Here is a 19499-nt window from a genome sequence, read left to right on the forward strand (position 1 = left end):
ACCCTATGACAGCTACGGGACCGCCCCGCCATGACCCGCCCCTCCGGCCGCGCCGCCGACCAGCTCCGCGCCGTCTCGCTTGAGACCGGCTTCGCCAAGTACGCCGAGGGTTCCTGCCTCGTGCGCTTCGGCGACACCCACGTGCTGTGCACGGCCAGTGTCGAGGAAAAGGTGCCGCCCTTCCTGCGCGGCCAGGGCCTGGGCTGGGTAACGGCGGAATACGGCATGCTGCCCCGCGCCACCCACAGCCGCACCGACCGTGAGGCCGCCAAGGGCAAGCAGTCCGGCCGCACCCAGGAAATCCAGCGCCTGATCGGCCGCGCGCTGCGCGCCGTCACCGACCGCAAGGCCATGGGCGAGATCCAGGTGAAGATCGACTGCGACGTGCTGCAGGCCGATGGCGGCACCCGCACCGCCGCCATCACCGGCAGCTACGTCGCCCTGCACCAGGCCTTCACCCACCTGATGCGCATCGGCGTATGCAAGCAAATCCCCCTGATCGACAGCGTGGCCGCCATCTCCTGTGGCATCTACAACGGGCGGGCCGTGCTGGACCTGGACTATGCCGAGGACAGCAACGCCCAGGCCGACGCCAACTTCGTCCTGACGGGCGCCGGCGGCATCGTGGAAATCCAGGGCACGGCCGAGGAGCGTCCCTTCGATGAGGCGCAGTTCAACGAGCTGCTGCGCCTGGCCCGCCACGGCATCGGCCAACTGACCGCCCTGCAGAAGACGGCCCTGGGTCTCTGATCACCACGGCACCATATCAGGCGGCAGGTAAGAGAGGGCTTGGAGCCCAAGCCCCTTAGGCCCCCCGACTGGGGCCGCCGCAGATTTCCGGGGAGCGTCAGCGGACTGGAAATCGAGGATAGCCAAGGGGCGGACGCCCCGCCGGCGTTTGAGGAACTCCAAAAAAAACCGCGCCAGGCGCCTGAGGCGAACGAATGACAAACCCCAGACAATTCACCGGCGACACCCTGATCATCGCCACCCACAACAAGGGCAAGGTGAAGGAGATCGCGGCCCTGCTGGGTGACCACGTCGCCCATTTCCCCACGGCGGGGGAGTTGGGCCTGCCCGAGCCGGAGGAAACCGGCCTGACCTTCCGCGAGAACGCGGAGCTGAAGGCCCTGGCGGCGGCCCTGGCGGCGGGCAAGCCGGCGCTGGCGGACGACAGCGGCATGGCGGTGAAGGCCCTGGACGGCGCGCCCGGCATCTACTCCGCCCGCTGGGCCGGGCCGGAGAAGGACTTCGCGGCCGCCATGGCCCGGGTGGAGCGTGAGCTGCCGCCCGGCGCACCGCGCGACGCCAGTTTCATCTGCGCGCTCACCATCGCCTGGCCGGACGGCCATGTGGAAACGGTGCAGGGCGAAGTGCACGGCCAGCTGGTCAACCCGCCGCGCGGCGACCGGGGCTTCGGCTACGACCCCATCTTCGTCCAGGACGGCTACACCGTGACCTATGGCGAGATGGAACCGCACGAGAAGCATGCCATCAGCCACCGGGCCCAGGCCTTCCGCCAGTTGGTGGAGCGATGCTTTCGCTGACCGCCCCCGAGGCCAACACCCGCGCCGGCGCCGTCCCCGGCGGCTTCGGCCTTTACGTGCACTGGCCGTTCTGCGCCAGCAAATGCCCCTATTGCGACTTCAACAGCCATGTCCGCGAGGGCGTGGACCAGGCCCGCTGGCGCGCGGCCATGCTGCGGGAGATGGACCATTTCGCGGCACGGGTGCCGGCCGGACGCCGGCTGGACAGCGTCTTCTTCGGCGGCGGCACCCCCTCGCTCATGCCGCCGGAGACAGTGGCCGCCATCCTGGAACGCGCCGACCACCACTGGGGCGTATCCCCCGGCGTCGAGGTGACGCTGGAGGCCAACCCGACCTCGTCGGAGGCGGCGCGCTTCGCCGGCTTCCGCGCCGCCGGCGTCAACCGCCTGTCCATGGGCATCCAGGCCCTGAACGACGCCGACCTCAAGGTGCTGGGCCGCAAACATTCCGCTGGCGAGGCGCAAGAGGCCATCGCCCTGGCCAAGCGCAGCTTCGATCGTTTCAGTTTCGATCTGATCTATGCCCGCCCTGGCCAGACGGTGGCGGCGTGGCAGGCGGAGCTCAGCCGCGCCTTGGACCTGGCCGTGGGGCACCTGTCCCTTTACCAGCTGACCATCGAGGAAGGCACCCAGTTCCACACTCTCCACCAGCGCGGCGACCTGGTGGTGCCGGATGAGGATCTGGCGGGCGACCTCTATGAGGCGACGCAGGTCCTGCTGAACCAGGCCGGTATGCCGGCCTATGAGGTGTCCAACCACGCCCGCCCCGGCCAGGAAAGCCGGCACAACCTGGTCTACTGGCGCTATGGCGACTATGTCGGCATCGGCCCCGGCGCCCACGGCCGCCTGACCCTAAACGGCGACAAGATCGCCACCCGCACCCACCGCGCGCCGGAAATTTGGCTGCAGCGGGTGGAGGAGGGCGGCACCGGCGCCCATGCCGACGAGGTGGTGACGCCGGAGCAGCGCGGGCGTGAGGCCCTGATGATGGGCCTGCGCCTGGCCGAGGGTGTCAGCCTGTCCCGCCTGACGGCTGAAGCCGGGGGGACCAACCCGGTGGATTTGGCGGCGGCGGACCGCCTGTCCCGCCACGGCCTGCTGAGCCTGGACGGCGACCGCCTGGTCGCCACCCCGGACGGGCGCCAGCGCCTGAACGGCGTGCTGGCGGCGTTGCTGGGGTAGGGGGCCCCTGCGTCATCGCGCGCCATCGGCTGCGCTTGAGCGGTTGACCGGCCAGTGCGATGCTCGGAACCGTCCGGTTCCTTGCACCAGGCCATCCCCCCATGCGCGCTTCGTTCCGCCTGCCTGCCGCCACCGTGCGCCAGGTCCTTTGCTGTGCCCTGGTCGTTGGGGCGGCATTCGCCCTGGGGCCGGCCGCGGCCGCCGATAATCCCGCCGCCCGTATCCCCTTCGTCGGTTGCCCCGCCGATGGCCAGATGGGGCCGCAGGCCGCCCCGAAGAAGGGCGCCGTCCCGTCCCTGCCCCCCGCGCTTGCCGCCAAGGCGGCGGGGCGTTTGGCCTATTACGCGGCAGCGGAGGAGGCCGGGGGCATCGGCAGCTTCGCGCCCAAGGGCTGGCACTGCTTCGTCCTCTATGGCTCCAACGGCTCCCAACTGCTGGTGACGGCCAATGCCGTGGCCAGTCCCGACCTGATCAAGGCGGCCCAGCATATCGAGGGCCCGGCCCTGCAGCTGGCCTGGCTGGACGGTGACACATCGGGCCGATTCGAAGTGGCCAAGGTCGCCGCCCGCCTGTTCCCCGTCGCCAAGGATTACGTCCAGGGCGTGATCGACGAAGGGTTGTCGGACAAGTCGAACTTCATCTGGGGGCCCTATCCCACCGACACCGTCGTGCGCCACAGCCCCACCTCGGTGGATTTCGTGACGCCGGCCGGACGGAAGGGCATCGGCACCGACACCCATCTCAGCCCAGGGCCCTTGCCCATCGTCGGCAGCGCCCTGCTGTTTCCGGATGACGACATGGCGTTGCGCGAGCTGGTCATGCGCCTGCCGCCCGATAGGGCGGACCTGGGCCCCGTCATCCAGGCGACCTTCCGGCCAGAGTAACGAAGCGGTCTTACATTATGACCATCATGGTCATTCTTCTTGAGGGGCCCTGCCTCTCGTCCCATAATGGGACGTTGACTTGGCGGGAGGCGCCCCATGAGTACCCAGGTGTCCGTGGCCCAGGCCAAGGCGGAATTCGCGGCGCTGGTGTCCCGTGCCGAGGCGGGGGAGGAGATCATCGTCACCCGCAATGGCAAGCCGGTGGTCCGGCTGTCGGCATTGACGACGGCGCCGGTCGTGTATGGCGATCTGGCCGGCCTGCGGATCGCCGACGACCTTTCCTTGCCCAATGACATCGTCGACGACTTCCTGGCGCGCTGATGGCCAAGGCACTGCTGCTCGACACTCATATCCTCCTGTGGATGCGCGCCGACCCCGCCCGGCTCACGGAGCGTGAGCGGGGTCTGATTGACCGGGCGCCGCGCCGATTGGTCAGCGCCGTCAGCTTCTGGGAAATCGCCCTGCTGGTCAGCTTGGGCCGGATTGCCGACGATTCTCGGCTGTTCACTTTGCCGGACGGCATTGCCCTGTTGCCGGTATCGCCGGTCCATTGCCGGGAATTGGTGGATTTGCCGACCCTGCACCGGGACCCCTTCGACCGCATGCTCATTGCCCAGGCCCGGGTGGAGGGGCTGTCGCTGCTGACGCGGGATGCGAAGATCATCGGCTATGGCCCGGCCGGCGCCAGCCTGGCTTAGCCAGTAGGAAGGGTGGCCAGCACCGCCTCCGTCGTCGCCACCGTGGCATACTCGCCGTCCATGTTGGCCAGCGACAGGGCGTGCACGTCCTCGGCACGCCACACCTGCCCCCGACCGTCGCGCTTGGCGAAGGTGTAGGTGGCGTCGCTGACCAGGGTGGTGGCGTAGCCCAGGTTGCCGGCCATGCGCACCGTGGCCTCCACCGAGTTGTTGGTGATCACGCCGGCCACCACCAGGGCGGCGATGCCCCGCCCGCGCAGCAGGTCGTCCAGCCCGGTGCCGATGAAGGCGCTGTTGGTACGCTTGGCCACCACGATCTCCCCGGCCGCCGGCATCGCCTCGTCCTTGAAGGCGTGGCCGGGCGCGCCGGGGCGGTAGGTGGAATCAGGCTCCACCGAATCGTGCCGCACGTGGATGACCGGGTGCCCGGCGCCACGCCAGGCGGCCAGCAGCCGGGCCACGTTGGCCTCCGCCTCCGGATTGTTGCGCGGCCCCACGGCCGCCCAGCGCGGGTCGTCGATAGCGCGTTGCAGGTCGATGAGCAGCAGGGCGGGGGCGGTCACCGCACCACCACCCGGCGATAGCTCAGCGCCTCCGCGATGTGCACCCTTCGCACCGTCTCACTGGCCTCCATGTCGGCCAAGGTGCGGGCCACGCGCAGGACGCGGTGATATCCGCGGGCGGACAGGCGCAGGCGGTCGGCGGCCTCGGTCAGCAGGGCGCGGCCGGGGGCTTCGGGGGCGGCGACCTTTTCCAGCAGCTCGCCATCCGCCTCGGCATTGGTGCGGATGACGGGGTGGCCGGGCTTCGTGAGGGCGGTGTAGCGCGCCGCCTGGATGCCGCGCGCCCGGGCAACGCGGGCGGCGACGATGGCGCTGGTCTCGCGCGGCGGCGGCAGGGACAGGTCCGACGCCTTCACCGCCGGCACGTCGACATGCAGGTCGATGCGGTCGAACAGCGGGCCGGAAATCTTGGACTGGTAATCGGCGGCGCATTTGGGCGCGCGGCCGCAGGCCTGGGCCGGGTCGTCCAGATGGCCGCAGCGACAGGGGTTCATGGCCGCCACCAGCTGCACCCGCGCGGGGTAGGTGACATGGCCGTTGGCCCGCGCCACCGTGGCCCGCCCCGTCTCCAGCGGCTGGCGCAAGGCCTCCAGCGTGGGCCGCGCGAATTCCGGCAGTTCATCCAGGAACAGGACACCCTGGTGGGCCAGGCTGATCTCCCCCGGCTTGGCCCGGACACCGCCGCCCACCAGGGCCGGCAGGCTGGCGCTGTGGTGCGGGTCGCGGAAGGGGCGCCGGCGCATCAGCCGCCCACCCTCCAGCTTGCCGGCCACGGAATGGATCATGGACAGGTCCAGCGCCTCCGCCGGTTCCAGGGGCGGCAGCAACCCCGGCAGCCGGGCTGCCAGCATGGACTTGCCCGACCCCGGCGGCCCGACCATCAACAGGTTGTGCGCGCCGCTGGCCGCGACCTCCAGCGCGCGCTTCGCCGTCTCCTGCCCCTTGATGTCGGCCAGGTCCGGCAGCGCGCTGGGCTCATCCTCCTCCATCTTGGGCTGGGGGCGGGACAGCACCTGGGTGCCCTTGAAGTGGTTGATCAGCTCCAGCAGGGTGCGGGGCGCCAGCACCTCCAGCTCCCCGGCCCAGGCGGCCTCCCCGCCGCAGGCCGCCGGGCAGATCAGGCCCCGGTCGGTGGCCACCGCGTGGATGGCGGCGGGCAGGGTGCCGGCCACGGCCGTCAGGGCGCCGTCCAGCGCCAGTTCGCCCAGCGCGCAGAAGCCCTTGATGTCCTCATCCGGCAGGATGCCCATGACGGTCAGCAGGGCGATGGCGATGGGCAGGTCGTAGTGCGACCCCTCCTTCTGCACGTCGGCCGGCGCCAGGTTCACGGTGATGCGCTTGGGCGGCAGGGCCAGGCCCAGGGCATGCAGGGCGGCCCGCACCCGCTCCCGGCTCTCCGCAACCGCCTTGTCCGGCAGGCCCACCACGGTGAAGGCTACCTGCCCGCCCGACATCTGCACCTGGACGTCGATATCCAGGACGTCCACCCCCTGGAAGGCCACCGTCGAAACCCGCGCTACCACCGGCCCCACCCCATCCGCTTCCGCACGTCCTGCATGCACGTGGGGGTAGTGTAGGGCCGGGGCGGTGCTTGTGCCAGGGGATGTCGCGGCGTTACGCGATCAGCGCCGCCTCGCGCCGGGCGATCGGGGGCCGCGACGGGTGCAGCACGATGCCGTCGTCCGCGATCTCCACCTTGGCCTCCGGATAGACGGCGGTGGCCAGGGCCAGGGCGTCCAGGAACACCGGCTTGAAGTGGCTGAGCTTGGCGTAGTGCTCGCCGAACTGGCGGCGCAGGGCGGCCCAGCGCACGGGCGTCGCCTGGTTCAGCACATGCAGGCGGTAGGCCAGCCAGATGTAGACGTCGATGGCGGTGCTGCTGGCGCTGATGTGGCGCAAGGCGGCTTCCGAGACGGGCACGGCGTGCTGCTTCAGGCTGTCGTAGAAGCTTTCGTTCAGCTCGATCACGTCCTGGAACAGGGCCACCTGGCGCTGGTCGGGGTTGGACTTGAACAGGATGGAATTGTTGACGAAGCCGGCGTTCTGCCGGGTGACCGAGGCGTCCGTCTCCCACAGGAATTGCAGGCTGCAGGCGGTGATGCGCTGCGCCTGTTCCATCACCAGGCGATAGGTCTTGCCGCCCGGGCTCTCCCCCATGGCCTTCAGCCAGGAATGCCAGCTCTTGCCCAGCTCCACCTGGCGGGAGTTGGTCTTAAGGGCCTCCGTCTGCAGGTACAGCAGGATCATGCGCGCCTTGGCGCCATAGGGCACGCCCACCAGGCTGCCGTCGGCGTGCCGGCCGCTCTGCACGATCAGGGTGCAGCGCCCGGTTTCCTTGCGGTGGTATTCCGGCTCCGGCCCCTTGTCGATGGAGCGGTGGGGCAGGCTGGTCAGGGCGAAGCCGGCATGGGTGATGCCCATGCTGTCCTCTTCCTGGGCCAGCATGGCGGCGGCCACGTCCACCAGGGCGCGGCCGCTCTTGCTGGTCGCCATCTCGCGCGCCCGGTCCACGCCATGTTCCAGGATCAGACGGTGAATGTCGGCCATGGCGCCCTTCGCTCCCTGCCAGTCGGTTCGGTCGATGTCGGTTGATGGCCGGAGTGTTCCAAAGCCAAATCACTAAATCTAGGTCGGACTTTACCGGCCTCCGCTATTTGTGGGGTATTTGGAGTCTGTTATTTGAGGTGCCGGTTAAGTCCGGGAAATAATCCCGAGTCGGGCCGGTAGAGTCCGGCTGCGGGCCGGCAAGGTCCGGGGAAAACTGTTCTTCGCATGCGTCCCGCCCGCCCCGGCGCATCTTTTGGCCGGTAAAGTCCGGGGGAGACACGCCCGAGTCTGTGGATAACCGGGCTGCGGCCGGTAAAGTCCGAGCCGAATCGTGACGAATCATCATTTCCGGGATCCCGGAAACGACTCCAACGGACTCGGAACGGGCTTCGACTCGGACCCGGACTCGGACTTTACCGGCCTTGCCGACGGCGGTCCGGGCCTTTCCGGCCGGTGCGGGGGGTGGCGAAAGGGGGCGTGGGGCTTGTGCGGGCGGGCGCAAATCCGGGGGTGTCGGATCCACTCGGACTTTACCGGCCCCGCTTGCCAGGCGGGGCTGTCCCCCTCCCGGGCGTTTTCCCCTGGACTCGGACTTTACCGGCCTTGGTGCCAAAAGGCCGGGTCGGGCACGGACTTTACCGGCGGCCTTTGCGTTCCCACCCCGGGTGTCATCCTCGGTGTGGTCACAAATCCTACATATTAAAAAGGGCAATAGCCCGCCAACGACGGCCTATCAATATGCCGTTAACTATAATATCGCCTTAAGGTTTACTGACTCAGATACTCTACTATTTAAAATGTAATGGTGACATTGTGGCGTGGCCGGATGGGACCGGGGCGGTCGCCCCTGTCGGCTATCGCGAAAGTCCCCCGGCCGTATGCCCTAAGGTCCTGACTATAAGGGGCGCAGGCGCCGCCGGCGTCCGCCCCCGGGCGGGAGTCCCATGCCCCTAGGATTGACGCACCCGCCAGGCGGGCGAGGCGCCGAATGGCCATGGGTCCGCCCCAGACAACGGGAGAAAACGACATGAGCGTCACCTCGAACCTTGTCATCCAAGTCGGCACCCTGCCTGATCTGGTCGTCTCCAACGACCCCGCGAACCCCGGCCGCGTCATCATGCGATGGTTGGATGGCACCGACGCCAACCAGCAATGGGTGGAAGAACCGGCGCTGAACGGCTTTTACCTCAGGAACGTGGCCACCGGCACCTATCTGGCTTTCGGCGGCGATGACCAGCCGGTCGGCCTGTCCAGCCATGGCGACGTCTGGCAGAAGACCGGGCCCAACCAGGATTTCACCGCCATCCGGCTGGCCCTGCGGACATCACAAAACCTGAATGCCCTGGGCGGTCACCCGGTGGTGGGCACCGTCGTCGGCACGTGGAGTTGGGGCGGGGGCGCCGGCAACGAGATCTGGCAGGTCCAGACCGTCAGCGCCGTGTGGCCGCGCCCCACGCAGACCTTCTCCTTCATTTCGGGCATGGCGCCCTATCTGCAATTGTCCGTGGATCCCAAGAACACGGCCGGCGCCCTGGTGGTGGACGACAATTACGCCACGCAGGCGCCCGCCGCCTTCGTCTTCACCGCCACCCAGTGGATCGGCGGCTTTTCCATCGTCAACAAGGCGTCGGGCCTGCTGGCCTATGTCAGCGGGGACGGCAACGGCTCGTCCCTGCTGCAGCGGGCGGCCAACCAGTTGAACGTCGATTCCCTGTGGACCTATGGCGGCGGGGGCGCCTTCCAGGCCATCCGTCCCTGGATCGACTCGGGCCAGAACTGGAACGTCTTCGGCAATCCGCATCCCATCCCCAAGGGCCCGCTGGCCATGGGAACCTGGAGCTGGGGCCACGGCCAGGCCAACGAGATCTGGCAGACCGTGGTGCCCGCCACGCAGGCCCGCGCGGCCAGCATCCTGTGGACGGGCGAGGCCATCCAGGCCGATGGGGAGGTGGAGCGTGACCGGCCGGCGGCCGCCGCCGTCGCCGAGGTCTGGGCCCAGGCCCAGGAAAAGGCCGGCGTCGCCGCGCGGGCCAACGGCCATCATTGACCGCCGACCACTGATCGCCGACTGGCGGGCGGGATGGCCAGGCCGTCCCGCCCGCCATTTCGGCGGCGTGTTCCCCCTGAATTCGGACTTTACCGGCCCCAAAGACGGAAGGCGGGGCGGTTCCGCAGACCGCCCCGCCTCTCCCTCACGGGCGGCGGATGATGGGAAGGCCGCCCGTCGGTTTCACCCCTCAGCGCCAGCAGGCTGCCGGCACCGCCTTGCGCACCAGGGCGGCAAAGTCCTCCACCGTGCAGCGGTCGCCGCCGCAGGCGGGCAGGGGCAAATCAACCTTACCCGCCGGGTGGGCCGGCGTCAGGGCGGCGGCTTGCCGCAGATCCTCCAGGGTCTGGTAGTACAGCGCCACCCGGACATAGCGCTTGCCCGTGGCGGTGTCGCGGCTGACCTCGAACGCCAGGGTGGTGTCGGGGGCGGTCTTGTCCGGCTGGCCGGGCAGGGTCCAGTCCAGGCCCAGAAGGCCGGCCACGTTGGACAGGTTGGTGTCATGCCCCAGGATGGAGACCAGCCTGGCCCCCGCCGGCACCGGCGCCAGGGGTGCTGCCGCCGGCCCGCCCGTCACCCCGGCCACGATCTGGCGGGCCAGCAGCGCGCCGTTGTGGCTGGCGATGTAGGGGGTGCGGCGGGTCAGGTCGGCCTGGTAGTCGTGCACCGGCAGGATGGCGGCCAGGGCCTGCGGCGTGCCGGCGCGGCCCCAGCCCACCTGGTCGGCGGGCATGCCCTGGACGTATTCCAGGAAGACGCTTTCGGCCAGCATGGCGCCGCGCGCCAGGGGCCCGTCCACCTTCACCTCCCCGCCCTTGTCCACCACCTTGGCCGGGCCGGTGGCGAAGCAGGCGCCGGGGGTGCCATTGGGCGCGCAGGCCTTGGGCGCCACCACCTTCACCAGGGCGGCCAGGGCCGGGGCGATGTTGGCCGGCACGGTGGCGATGTCGCCGCCGTTGGCCGCCACCACCGCCTTGGTGGCCTCCTCCGCGTCCATGGGGCAGGCGCCGCCGGACGCGGCGTCGAACAGCACGTCGGGGCTGTCCGGCGCCAGGCCGTGGGCCTTCAGCCCGCAGCCGGGGGCCAGCCCTTCGGCCAGGGCCTGGGCGCTGGCGCGGGTGCGCTGGTCGCCGCTGTCGCCCCAGACGAAGATGCTGTCGCCCGCTGGGCCACCCGCTGGGTCGTCCGCCGGACCGCCCCCTGGGCAGCGGTCGGGGCCCAGCAGGCCGCGCTGGCGGTACTGGGCGCCCAGGTAAAGACCCAACTGGCGGATGGCGTCGGCGCCGTGGGGGGTCAGGATGCCCCGGTCCACGGGCCAGGCCGGCCAGTCCTGGTCCGACAGGCGGCGCAGCTCCGCCAGGCCCTTGGTCGGGCTGCGCACGCCGTGGCGGGACAGCATCACCACCCGTTCCAGGACCTCATGAGAGGCCGGGGGGCGGTATCGGCCCAGGCGGGGCCGGCCACCAGGCCGGCCACCAGGACCACCGGCATGAGCCGCCGGACGGCGGCACCCGGCGCTTGAGGCAGCACGCGTAAACCCTTATCCATCACCACCCCGTGACCGACAGGTTGAAGAACACGCTGCGGCCCGGCGTGGTCCAGTACAGCGCGTCGCCGGTGGCCGACTGGGTGCCGGCGAAGCCGTTGATGCGGTGGGTGTCGAACAGGTTGCCGATCTTCAGGCTGGGGGTGACGTCCACCAGGTGATAGCCCAGGTCCTTCAGGCGCCAGCCCACGGAGACGTCGGCGGTGAACACCGGGTGGATGCGATAGGCGTTGGCGAAGTCCGGCTGGCCGGTCTTGGCGTCGGTGGTGTTGTCCTGGCCGTAGAACGGGCCCACCACCTTGCCGATGGCGGAGAAGTAGAGGCCCTCGGGGCTGTCGTACATGACGCCGGTGGTGGCCATCCATTGCGGGGTGTTCGCCACCCAGACGTAATTGTCCTTGTACTGGGCGTGGTTCAGGCTGGCGTTGGCGTACAGCGACAGGGCGTCCGTCAGGGCGTACTGCGCCTCCATCTCCAGGCCCTTGTAGATGGCGCCGGACCCGTTGACGAAGGTGCTTTCCGTCGTGCCGGGCACCTGGCTGGTGGAGATGTAGTTGCTGAAGTCGATGTAATAGGCGTCGGCGCCCACCATCCACCGGCCATGCTGCACGGCGGTGCCGACCTGGTAGTTCATGGTCTCTTCCGGCTTGATCGAGGCGATCTTGGCGACCTGGAAGACGTCGATGGGCGGCGCCAGGAAGCCCTTGGCCACCTGGGCGTAGGCGGTCCACCCTTCCTGGATGGTATAGTGGGCGGCGATGGAGGGCTGGGCCTCGGTATAGGTCTCGCTGTAGTTCAGCGGTGCCGGCGGCTTGGTCTTGTTGTACAGCGCGTCGACATCGCGGGTGAAGCTGGTGACCTTCACGCCCGGGATCAGGGTCAGGTCCGGCGTGACCTTCCAGTCGAACTCGGCATAGGGCTGCCAAGTGGTGTTCAGATCCCGGTACTTGTAGGTGTAGGGCGTGCCGTACTTGCCCGTGACCAGGATGTTCTGGGTCCAGTCATAGGATTCGGAATGGCGGTGATCCAGCTGGCGGTCGTACCAGACGCCGGCCCTGATGTCGCCGAAGGACAGGCTGTCGGTCAGGCGGAAGGTGTCGCCGAAGGTGCGATAGTTGGCGTTGGCCTCCTTGCCCGGGATGTCGCTGGCGTAGGTCGCCACCTTCTTGCCCGCGGCGTTGTACACGGTGACGCCCACATCCTTGGGGTTGCTGTCGCTGGCGTCCGACGATTCCTTGTAATGATGGCCGAAGCCGTTGGTGTAGGCCGTGTTGTCCAGCTTGATGCTGTCCGTCAGTTCCGACTGCACCTGGATGTAATCGAAGTCCGAGGTGTAGCGGCTGGGCTGGTACTTGTAATAGGACTGGGCCTTGGGGTTGTCGCCCAGGCCCCAATTGTCGCCGTACTTGGCCAGGTCGGCCAGGGTGACGCCCTGGGTGGTGTACTCGAACGAATGGTTCTTGCTGGCCACCAGCGTCACCGTCGTGCGCTCGCCAATGTCCAGCACGTCCTTGAAGAAATAGTTTGTGCGCTGTTCCTCCGCCCCGGTCAGGTAGCCATCGGAGGTGGTGCGCTGCACGTCGAAGAACATGCGGCCCAGCACGGTGCGGCCGGTGTCGACCTCCCCGCCGATGCCCTTGGTGTTCCAGCTGCCATAGGTGCCGTAGGCGGTGACGCCCGGGTTTTCCGACGGCGTCTTGGACAGGAAGCCCAGGGTGCCGCCGAAGGTGGCCTTGCCGATGGTGGAGGCCGTGCCGGGCCCGCGATCCACCTCCGCCTGGCCCATGTCGTGCGCCACGAACAGGGCGGAGCTGGTGTGGTGCAGGTCGGTGGCGTCGCCGAAGGGGATGCCGTCGAAGGTGATGTTGAACTGGCTGTCCTGGAAGCCGCGCAGGCTCAGCGTCTCCGCCTTGCCCAGGCCGGGGCCGTTGGGGCTCTGGGCATAGACGCTGGGCTGGAACTTCACCATGTCGTCGAAGCTGGACAGCGGGACGATGTTGTCGCGCAGGAAACCTTCCGGAACGATGGATGTGGGCTCCGTCGCCTCCAGCGGCACGTTGGAGGGCGAGACGCGCATGACCTTGGCCACCACGTCGATCTCGGTCATGGGTGCGTCGGCATCCGCGCCAACGGGGGCGCCAACGGGCATATCGGACGCGCGGGCCGGCAGCGCGTGGGCGCCCAGGGCCATGGCGATGGCGGCGGCACCCGTCATCAGTTTGGGTCGTATCAGGCTGGCCTGCGGTTTCGTCGTCATCATCGTCCCCCTTCGTTCGTCGCGGCACCTTGGACGGCGCTTTGCAAAATCGCGTGCCGCGCTGGTACAGTCGGGACGGGATGCGGATCTTGACGGCAGCCTGACGGAAATTTCAGGTATCGCCGATCACGGCGGCGGCATAAGGCCTTAGACGGCGCCCGTTTTCTTGTGAATTTCATTTGACCAATACATGACGGGATGATGACGGGCCGCCTCGCCTTGACCGCGCTGGACTGCGACGCCGGGGATTTGCCCCGGGAACTGGCGGCGCTGGGCTGGGACGTCACGAGCCCTATGGGGAACGGCGCGCCCGACGTCCGCTTGCTGATTGCCATCGATGCCGGGGCGCTGCCGCGCCAAATCAAGGAAGACGGCCCCACCTTGTGCCTGGCCGACGCGGGGGCGGAGGCCGAGTCCGCCCTGCTGCGCGCGGGCGCGCACATGGTGCTGCCCTTGGATACGGCGGCGACGGCGGTGGCGGCGGCCCTGTCGGCGCTGGCCCGGCTGGCGGCACCCGGCGACCGCGCCCTGCGGGTGGGCGATCTCGCCCTGCATGTCGACCGCCGGGTGGCCTGGTGCCGGGGGCGGCCGTTGGCCCTGGCGCCCCTGGATTTCGACCTGTTGCTGCTGCTGGCCGAACGGGCGGGGCAGGTGGTGCCGGCGGCGGAACTGCGCGCCCGGCTGTGGCCGGATGCGCCCGACGGCGCCGGCCGCCTGACGGCGCACATCCACAGCCTGCGCCGTGCCCTGGGGCCGGCCGTGCCGCTGCATACGCGCGGCCACCGGGGCTATGTGCTGGGAATGCCGGCGGGAAACGGTCGGCCGACCCGTTAGGTAGTATACCGGATATCGGCGCTGGCGGTCGCCGCCTAGGGTACTCAGCATGGTTCCACCACGCGGGTGATCCCCATGCGCGCCCTACTCATTGGCAAGGCCACGCCCGGTGCCGCGCGGCTGTCGCGGCTGCTGCGGGAACGCGGCTGGCAGGTCGACGCCCTGGCCGCCCTGCCGCCGGTGTCCCGTCCCGACGTCCGCAGGGCGGATGTGGTGGTATTGCCCGACGATGCCCTCACGCTGCGCGACCGCCTGGGCCGCGCGCGGCGGATCTTCGCCGGTGCCCTGGTGGTGACGCTGGCGGCGGAGCATGCGGACCGCGCCGCCGCCCTGGCGCTGGGCGCCGACGACCAGGTGGACGCCGCCCTGCCCGGTGATCTGGTGGTGGACCGCCTGCTGGCCCTGCTGCGCCTGAAGCGGCAGGGGCCGCGCCTGGCCTACGCCCTGGATGACCTGACCGTGGATGTGCGCCAGCGCCGGGTGCGCCGTGCCGGCCGCGACATCCTGCTGTCCTCGCGTGAGTTCCAGCTGCTGGTCCTGCTGCTGCAGGCGGAGGGGGCGGTGGTGCCACGCAGCGCCATCCTGGACCGGCTGTGGGCCGGCGACCTGGACGTGGCCGACAACGCCGTGGATGCGCTGGCGTCCCGCCTGCGCCGCCGGTTGGACGGGCCGGGCCAGCCCCGCCTGCTACACACCCTGCGCGGCGCGGGCTACTGCCTGCTGTCCGCCGTGGTGGAAGCCCAGGCCGCCGCCTGACACCCCTCAGGTCGCGGCCATGCTCAGGTGGATCAGCGCCGGGACGTTGTCGCAGCCCGTCTTTTCCATGACCCGCGCGCGGTGGTTTTCCACCGTGCGGGCGCTGATGCCCAGCTTCCAGGCGATGACCTTGTTGGGATGGCCGGCCACCAGCAGGTCCATCACCTCGCGTTCACGGATGCTCAAGGTCTCCAGCCGGCTTTGCGCCGCCTGGGATTCCGCCTGGTGCCGCAGGGTGTGGCCGGAGCGCGCCATGGCCGTCTCCACCGCCCGCACCAGGGCGTCGACGGCGAAGGGCTTTTCGATGAAGTCCACCGCCCCGGCCTTCAATGCCGTGACCGCCTTGGGCACGTCGCCCTGGCCCGTCAGGATGATCATGGGCAGGGGGCAGGCGCGCCGGGCCAGCTCCGCCTGCAACTCCAGGCCCGTCATGCGGGGCATGTTGATATCGGCGATGACGCAGCCGGGCACGCCGTCGGCGCCCGCTTCCAGGAAATCGGTGGCCGAAGGGTATGTGGCCACAGGGTAGCCTTCGGCCTGGAACAGGGCGCTCAACGCGTCGCGCACCGCCTCGTCGTCATCGACGATGGCCAGGGTCAGCTCAGGCTGCGGCATCGGGCACCTCCTGGGCGGGCAATGCTAAAGGTAGGGGGGCCAAGGGAAGCGTGAACGAGAAAGCGGCACCGCCCAGGGTGCCGGCGCCGGCCTGCAGGCGGCCGCCATGGGCCTCGACGATGCCGCGGCTGATGCTCAGGCCCAGGCCCATGCCCGTGGGCCGAGTGGTGGTGAAGGGCGCGAACAGGCGGCCCGCCACTTCCTCCGCGATGCCGGGGCCGGTGTCGGCCACACGGATGTCGGCGTGCGTCCCGTCTTCCGCCGCGCGCACCTCGATCAGGATGCGGCGGTCGGTGGTGGCGCCGTCGGCCAGGGCGTCCAGGGCGTTGCGCACCAGGTTGATCAGCACCTGTTCCACCTGCACCCGGTCGATGGACAGCGCCAGGCCGTCCTCGACCGCCAAATCCAGGCGGGCGCCGGCGTTGGCCACCTCATCCGCCAGCAGGCGGGCGACGCCGGCCACCAGGTCGCCAGCCGGTACCGGGGCGCTGTCCACCTGGCCGGTGCGGTAGAATTCGCGCAGGTGGCGGATGATGGCGCCGGCCCGCTCCGCCTGGGCGGCGGCCTTGCCCATCAGCTCCAGCGCCTTGGACTGGCTTTCGGATTCCAGGATGCGGCGACAGGCGCCGGTATAGCTGACGATGGCCGACAGGGGCTGGTTCAACTCGTGCGCCAGGGCGGCCGCCAGTTCCTCCGTCAGATGGCTGCGGCTGGCCTGCTCGGCGGCGGCGCGGTGCTGGCCCAGGGCGGCGGCGGCACGCTTGCGGGCGGAGATGTCGCGGATGGTCAGCACGCCCATGCGCCCACCCGTCTCCTCCACCATGGCCAGGGACGATTCCACCGGCAGGGCGCGCCCGTCCGCCGCCACCAGCCATTCCTCGCCCTCTTCGCGGCCCCCCTCGCGGCGCAGCAGGTCGGCCAGGGGGCGGCCGCGCAGGGTGTCGGCGGCCCGGCCCGTCAGGTCGGCCACCAGGCGGTTGACCTGCTCCACCCGGCCGTCGGCGTCCAGGATGACGATGCCGTCGGGCGCCAGCTCGATCAGGGTCTTCAGCCGTGCCTCGCCCTTGGCCGCGGCGGCGCGCACCCGCTCGCGCTCGGAAATCACCGCCCCCAGCAGCAGGCCGGTCATGGCCAGCGACAGCATCAGGATTTGCAGTTTCAGCGCCTGATAGGGCTGGATGTCGCAGATGGCGATGCCCAGGCTGAGGGCGGCCTCCAGCCCCGCCAGGGCCAGCACCGCGCCGGGCAGGCCGCTGCCGGCCGCCACCCAGACCAGCGGGATGAACACGGGGTAGAAGCGCGATCCCACCACCCGGGGGAAGATCACCGCCACCGACAGGCAGATGCCGGCGACCTGGCCCAGGGCCTGGGCGCGCAGCAGGCGGACCGGGCGCAGGTGGCGCGCCAGGCGCGGCGCCATCAGGGCCAGGGCCGCCACCACGGTCACGCCGGCCACGTCGCCCACCCAATGCTGCAGGGCCACGGTCAACGGGTCGGCGGTCATGGCGCGCCCATCCCAGCCGGTCAGCGTCCATCCCGCCAGGGGCCAGGCCGGCAGGACCCAGGCCAGGGCCAGCAGCAGCAGGCTCTGCCCCAGCGCCCCGGCCATGGTCAGCACCAACAGGCGCATGACGCCGTCCATATCCTCCAGCACGAAGCCCTCGCCATCGCGGCGCAGGCGGCGGGCCAGCAGCAGGGCGGGCGGGGTGAAGACCAGCGGCTCGGCCAGGGTGGGGATGGCCATGCTGGCGGCCAGGGGGTGGGTGGGTGGCCCCAGGACGGCGCGCAGGGCCAGGCCGGCGACGGCCGCCGCCATCACCAGCGGCAGGCGCCGGGTGCCCCAGGTCATGACCAGGGCCAGGCCGATGCCGGCGCGCACGTTCCACGGCGCCCAGCCGGGGACGGCCGAGACCAGTAGCGCGTCCAGCAGGCCGGCCAGCGGGTACAACGCCAGCAGGGCCCAAGACCATCGGGTTTCAGAAGGGGATGTGGACAGCAAAAGGCCCCATCACGGGTAGGACGAAGGCGTTTCCTTCGTTCCCCTGTGATAGGGCCCTTGCGTTACGGTCTTGTGACGATTCTGGCGTTCAGCGAGATGCCGTCTTCGACGACACTTTTAGCGGGACGCCGTCTTCGACGCCATTTTTACCGAGCTGCCGTCTTCGACGGCGGGGCCCACTTGGCCAGCCAGTCGACCACGGCCTGCGGATCCATGTGGCGGGCGTCGGTCAGGTCGAAGCTGGCGTCGCCGTTCACCAGGGTGCCGTCGGCCTCCACCACCAGCACGGTGGGCACGCCCTTGAACTTCGGCACGCCGAAGCGGGCGGGCACGTCCATGTTCTTGGTGTAGCGGCCCACGTCCACCGTCACCATGACGTAGTTCTTGTCCAGGAAGCTGTGGACCTGCGGCAGTTCCACCAGGCCGGCCAGCACGCGGCAGTCGCCGCACCAGTTGCCGCCGAAGTCCAGCAGCACGCGCTTGTGCTCCTTCTTCGCCTTGGCCAGGGCCGCGTCCACCTGGGCGTTCACGGCGGCGTTGTCGATGGCCTCGTCATAGGGATAGGGCAGGGGCTGCTTCAGTTCCACATTGCCCACCTGCGGGGCGGCGACCTGGGCGGACGCGAAAGTGGGGATGGCCAGCAGGGCGGCGACGCCCAGGGCGGAGAGGGTGGTGCGGACGGTCATCGCAGGCTCCTGGGTGAAATCGGTCGCGTTTGTCCAAGCGGGCGGATGTGATTTGGGATCAATTTGCCCAATTGGGATCATTATGCCTGATATGGATATTTGGGAAAGCCCCGCCAGGGACCTATTCCCACTGTCGGCCGCATGACCGGCCAGCATTTGACGAATAAGGGATGGCGGCCCGGGAGAATTACCACAATGACCAATGTAGATAATAAGGTCATGAGCCGCGCGGCCCTGAATCGCGCCCTGCTGGCCCGCCAGATGCTGCTGGCGCGCCACGCGGCCGGCGTGGTCGCGGCGGTGGAGGCGACGGCGGGCCTGCAGGCGCAGGAACCGCGCCCGCCCTTCATCGGCCTGTGGTCCCGCCTGCTGGGCTTCCAGCGCGACGACCTGCTGGCGGCCTTGCGCGAACGCCACGTGGTGCGGGCCACGCTGCTGCGCGGCACCCAGCATCTGGTCAGCGCCGGCGACTATGCCGCCTGGCGCGGCCTGATGCAGCCGATGCTGACGGCCGCCTTCTTCGGCCTGGGCGACCGTACCCGCCATATCGATCCGCTGCCCATCGCCGCCGTGGCCCGGCCCTTCATGTCCCTGCCGCGCACGTTCACTGACCTGCGCGCCCACCTGGCCCAGGCCTTCCCGGATGAGGCGGACGATCGGGCCATGGGCCACGCCGTTCGATGCCACCTGCCGTTGCTGACGGCGCCGGACGACAGCCCCTGGGGCGTCGCCAACGACCCGCTGTACGTGGCGGCGGAGGAATGGCTGGAGCGGCCGGTGGATTTGCAGGGCGACCTGCAGGGGCTGGTGCGCCGCTATCTCGCCGCCTTCGGTCCCGCCACCGCCGCCGACATGCAGGCCTGGTGCGGGCTGAAGGGGCTGAAGCCGGTGCTGGACTCCATGGCGGCGGAGCTGGTGGTGCTGCGCGATGAGAAGGGCAGGGCGCTGTGGGACTTGCCCGACGCCCCCCGCCCGCCGCCGGAAACGCCGGCGCCCGTGCGCTACGTGCCCGCCTTCGACAACCTCATCCTGGCCCATGCGGACCGCACCCGCATCGTGGATGAGACCTGGCGCCCGCGCATCGTGTCCAAGAACCTGCAGGTCGCCGCCACCTTCCTGGTGGACGGTTTCGTCGCCGGCATCTGGAGAACGGCGCGCAAGGCCAAGCTGGCCACCCTGACCCTGCAGCCTTTCACCCCCCTGGCGCCGGCCGACGAGGCGGCGTTGCGCGAGGAGGGCGAGGCGCTGCTGCGCTTCCTGGAACCCGACGCGCCGGGCCTGGAGATCACGGTGGCGGGGTGAAGGGGGTCCCCCCATCTTCCTAGTCCCATGGTCCGTG

18 protein-coding genes are annotated in these 19499 nt (G+C 69.8%); 10 read left to right on the forward strand and 8 right to left on the reverse strand.

What is annotated here, in order from left to right; translation table 11 throughout:
• The first annotated feature begins 30 nt into the window (after positions 1-30).
• From rph to UAJ10_RS12100, 6 genes are all read left to right on the forward strand, one after another.
• The gene (gene rph, locus UAJ10_RS12075; RefSeq protein WP_322915582.1) at positions 31-750 is read left to right on the forward strand and encodes a ribonuclease PH; all 720 of its coding nucleotides are present in this window, start codon (positions 31-33) and stop codon (positions 748-750) included.
• A 194-nt stretch (positions 751-944) separates the two neighbouring features.
• Positions 945-1547 (forward strand): RdgB/HAM1 family non-canonical purine NTP pyrophosphatase, encoded by a 603-nt coding sequence (rdgB, locus tag UAJ10_RS12080; protein ID WP_322915583.1) that lies wholly within the window; start codon positions 945-947, stop codon positions 1545-1547.
• Positions 1535-2728, forward strand: coding sequence for a radical SAM family heme chaperone HemW (hemW, locus tag UAJ10_RS12085; RefSeq protein WP_322915584.1), 1194 nt, complete (start codon positions 1535-1537; stop codon positions 2726-2728). Before rdgB ends, hemW begins: the two co-directional genes overlap by 13 nt.
• 101 nt (positions 2729-2829) lie before the next feature.
• Positions 2830-3612: a hypothetical protein gene (locus UAJ10_RS12090; protein ID WP_322915585.1), complete on the forward strand. Its 783-nt coding sequence runs from the start codon at positions 2830-2832 to the stop codon at positions 3610-3612.
• A 96-nt stretch (positions 3613-3708) separates the two neighbouring features.
• Entirely contained in the window at positions 3709-3933 is a 225-nt protein-coding gene (locus tag UAJ10_RS12095) for a type II toxin-antitoxin system Phd/YefM family antitoxin (protein WP_322915586.1), read from the forward strand.
• Positions 3933-4310 (forward strand): type II toxin-antitoxin system VapC family toxin, encoded by a 378-nt coding sequence (locus tag UAJ10_RS12100; RefSeq protein WP_322915587.1) that lies wholly within the window; start codon positions 3933-3935, stop codon positions 4308-4310. The genes UAJ10_RS12095 and UAJ10_RS12100 overlap by 1 nt, the downstream gene beginning before the upstream one ends.
• Here UAJ10_RS12100 and UAJ10_RS12105 read toward each other — a convergent pair.
• The 3 genes from UAJ10_RS12105 to UAJ10_RS12115 form a co-directional block, all read right to left on the reverse strand.
• Positions 4307-4873 carry a cysteine hydrolase family protein gene (locus UAJ10_RS12105; protein WP_322915588.1) on the reverse strand — a complete coding sequence of 189 codons (567 nt, stop codon included), beginning with the start codon at positions 4871-4873 and terminating at the stop codon, positions 4307-4309. The genes UAJ10_RS12100 and UAJ10_RS12105 overlap by 4 nt on opposite strands.
• Positions 4870-6396: a YifB family Mg chelatase-like AAA ATPase gene (locus tag UAJ10_RS12110; protein ID WP_322915589.1), complete on the reverse strand. Its 1527-nt coding sequence runs from the start codon at positions 6394-6396 to the stop codon at positions 4870-4872. The genes UAJ10_RS12105 and UAJ10_RS12110 overlap by 4 nt, the downstream gene beginning before the upstream one ends.
• Before the next feature lie 91 nt (positions 6397-6487).
• On the reverse strand, positions 6488-7420 hold the full coding sequence (locus tag UAJ10_RS12115; RefSeq protein ID WP_004274244.1) for a replication protein RepA: 933 nt from the start codon (positions 7418-7420) through the stop codon (positions 6488-6490).
• A 1027-nt stretch (positions 7421-8447) separates the two neighbouring features.
• Here UAJ10_RS12115 and UAJ10_RS12120 point away from each other — a divergent pair.
• A complete protein-coding gene (locus tag UAJ10_RS12120; RefSeq protein WP_322915590.1) occupies positions 8448-9467 on the forward strand; it encodes a hypothetical protein in 1020 nt (339 codons plus the stop codon).
• A 190-nt stretch (positions 9468-9657) separates the two neighbouring features.
• Here the strand turns inward: UAJ10_RS12120 and UAJ10_RS12125 are convergent, their stop codons facing one another.
• Both UAJ10_RS12125 and UAJ10_RS12130 read right to left on the reverse strand, forming a co-directional pair.
• Positions 9658-10872, reverse strand: a complete 1215-nt coding sequence (locus UAJ10_RS12125; protein WP_416235361.1) for a histidine-type phosphatase — start codon at positions 10870-10872, stop codon at positions 9658-9660.
• Between the two features lie 142 nt (positions 10873-11014).
• Positions 11015-13273, reverse strand: a complete 2259-nt coding sequence (locus tag UAJ10_RS12130; protein WP_322915592.1) for a TonB-dependent receptor — start codon at positions 13271-13273, stop codon at positions 11015-11017.
• A 198-nt stretch (positions 13274-13471) separates the two neighbouring features.
• On the opposite strand from UAJ10_RS12130, the gene UAJ10_RS12135 reads away from it, so the two are divergent.
• A complete protein-coding gene (locus UAJ10_RS12135; protein ID WP_322915593.1) occupies positions 13472-14104 on the forward strand; it encodes a helix-turn-helix domain-containing protein in 633 nt (210 codons plus the stop codon).
• A 75-nt stretch (positions 14105-14179) separates the two neighbouring features.
• Positions 14180-14860 (forward strand): winged helix-turn-helix domain-containing protein, encoded by a 681-nt coding sequence (locus UAJ10_RS12140; protein WP_322915594.1) that lies wholly within the window; start codon positions 14180-14182, stop codon positions 14858-14860.
• Positions 14861-14866: 6 nt separating this feature from the next.
• Here the strand turns inward: UAJ10_RS12140 and UAJ10_RS12145 are convergent, their stop codons facing one another.
• The 3 genes from UAJ10_RS12145 to UAJ10_RS12155 form a co-directional block, all read right to left on the reverse strand.
• Complete coding sequence (locus UAJ10_RS12145; RefSeq protein ID WP_322915595.1) at positions 14867-15475, reverse strand: response regulator transcription factor; 609 nt, start codon at positions 15473-15475, stop codon at positions 14867-14869.
• Positions 15462-17474, reverse strand: coding sequence for a two-component system sensor histidine kinase NtrB (locus tag UAJ10_RS12150; protein ID WP_322915596.1), 2013 nt, complete (start codon positions 17472-17474; stop codon positions 15462-15464). Before UAJ10_RS12150 ends, UAJ10_RS12145 begins: the two co-directional genes overlap by 14 nt.
• Positions 17475-17620: 146 nt before the next feature.
• Positions 17621-18160, reverse strand: coding sequence for a thioredoxin family protein (locus tag UAJ10_RS12155; protein ID WP_322915597.1), 540 nt, complete (start codon positions 18158-18160; stop codon positions 17621-17623).
• A gap of 219 nt (positions 18161-18379) precedes the next feature.
• Between UAJ10_RS12155 and UAJ10_RS12160 the strand changes: the two genes are divergently transcribed.
• A complete protein-coding gene (locus UAJ10_RS12160) occupies positions 18380-19462 on the forward strand; it encodes a winged helix DNA-binding domain-containing protein (RefSeq protein ID WP_322915598.1) in 1083 nt (360 codons plus the stop codon).
• The last annotated feature ends 37 nt before the right edge of the window (positions 19463-19499 follow it).

This window comes from Nitrospirillum guaranorum (assembly GCF_034653275.1).
In the GTDB taxonomy this organism is placed as follows: Bacteria; Pseudomonadota; Alphaproteobacteria; order Azospirillales; family Azospirillaceae; genus Nitrospirillum.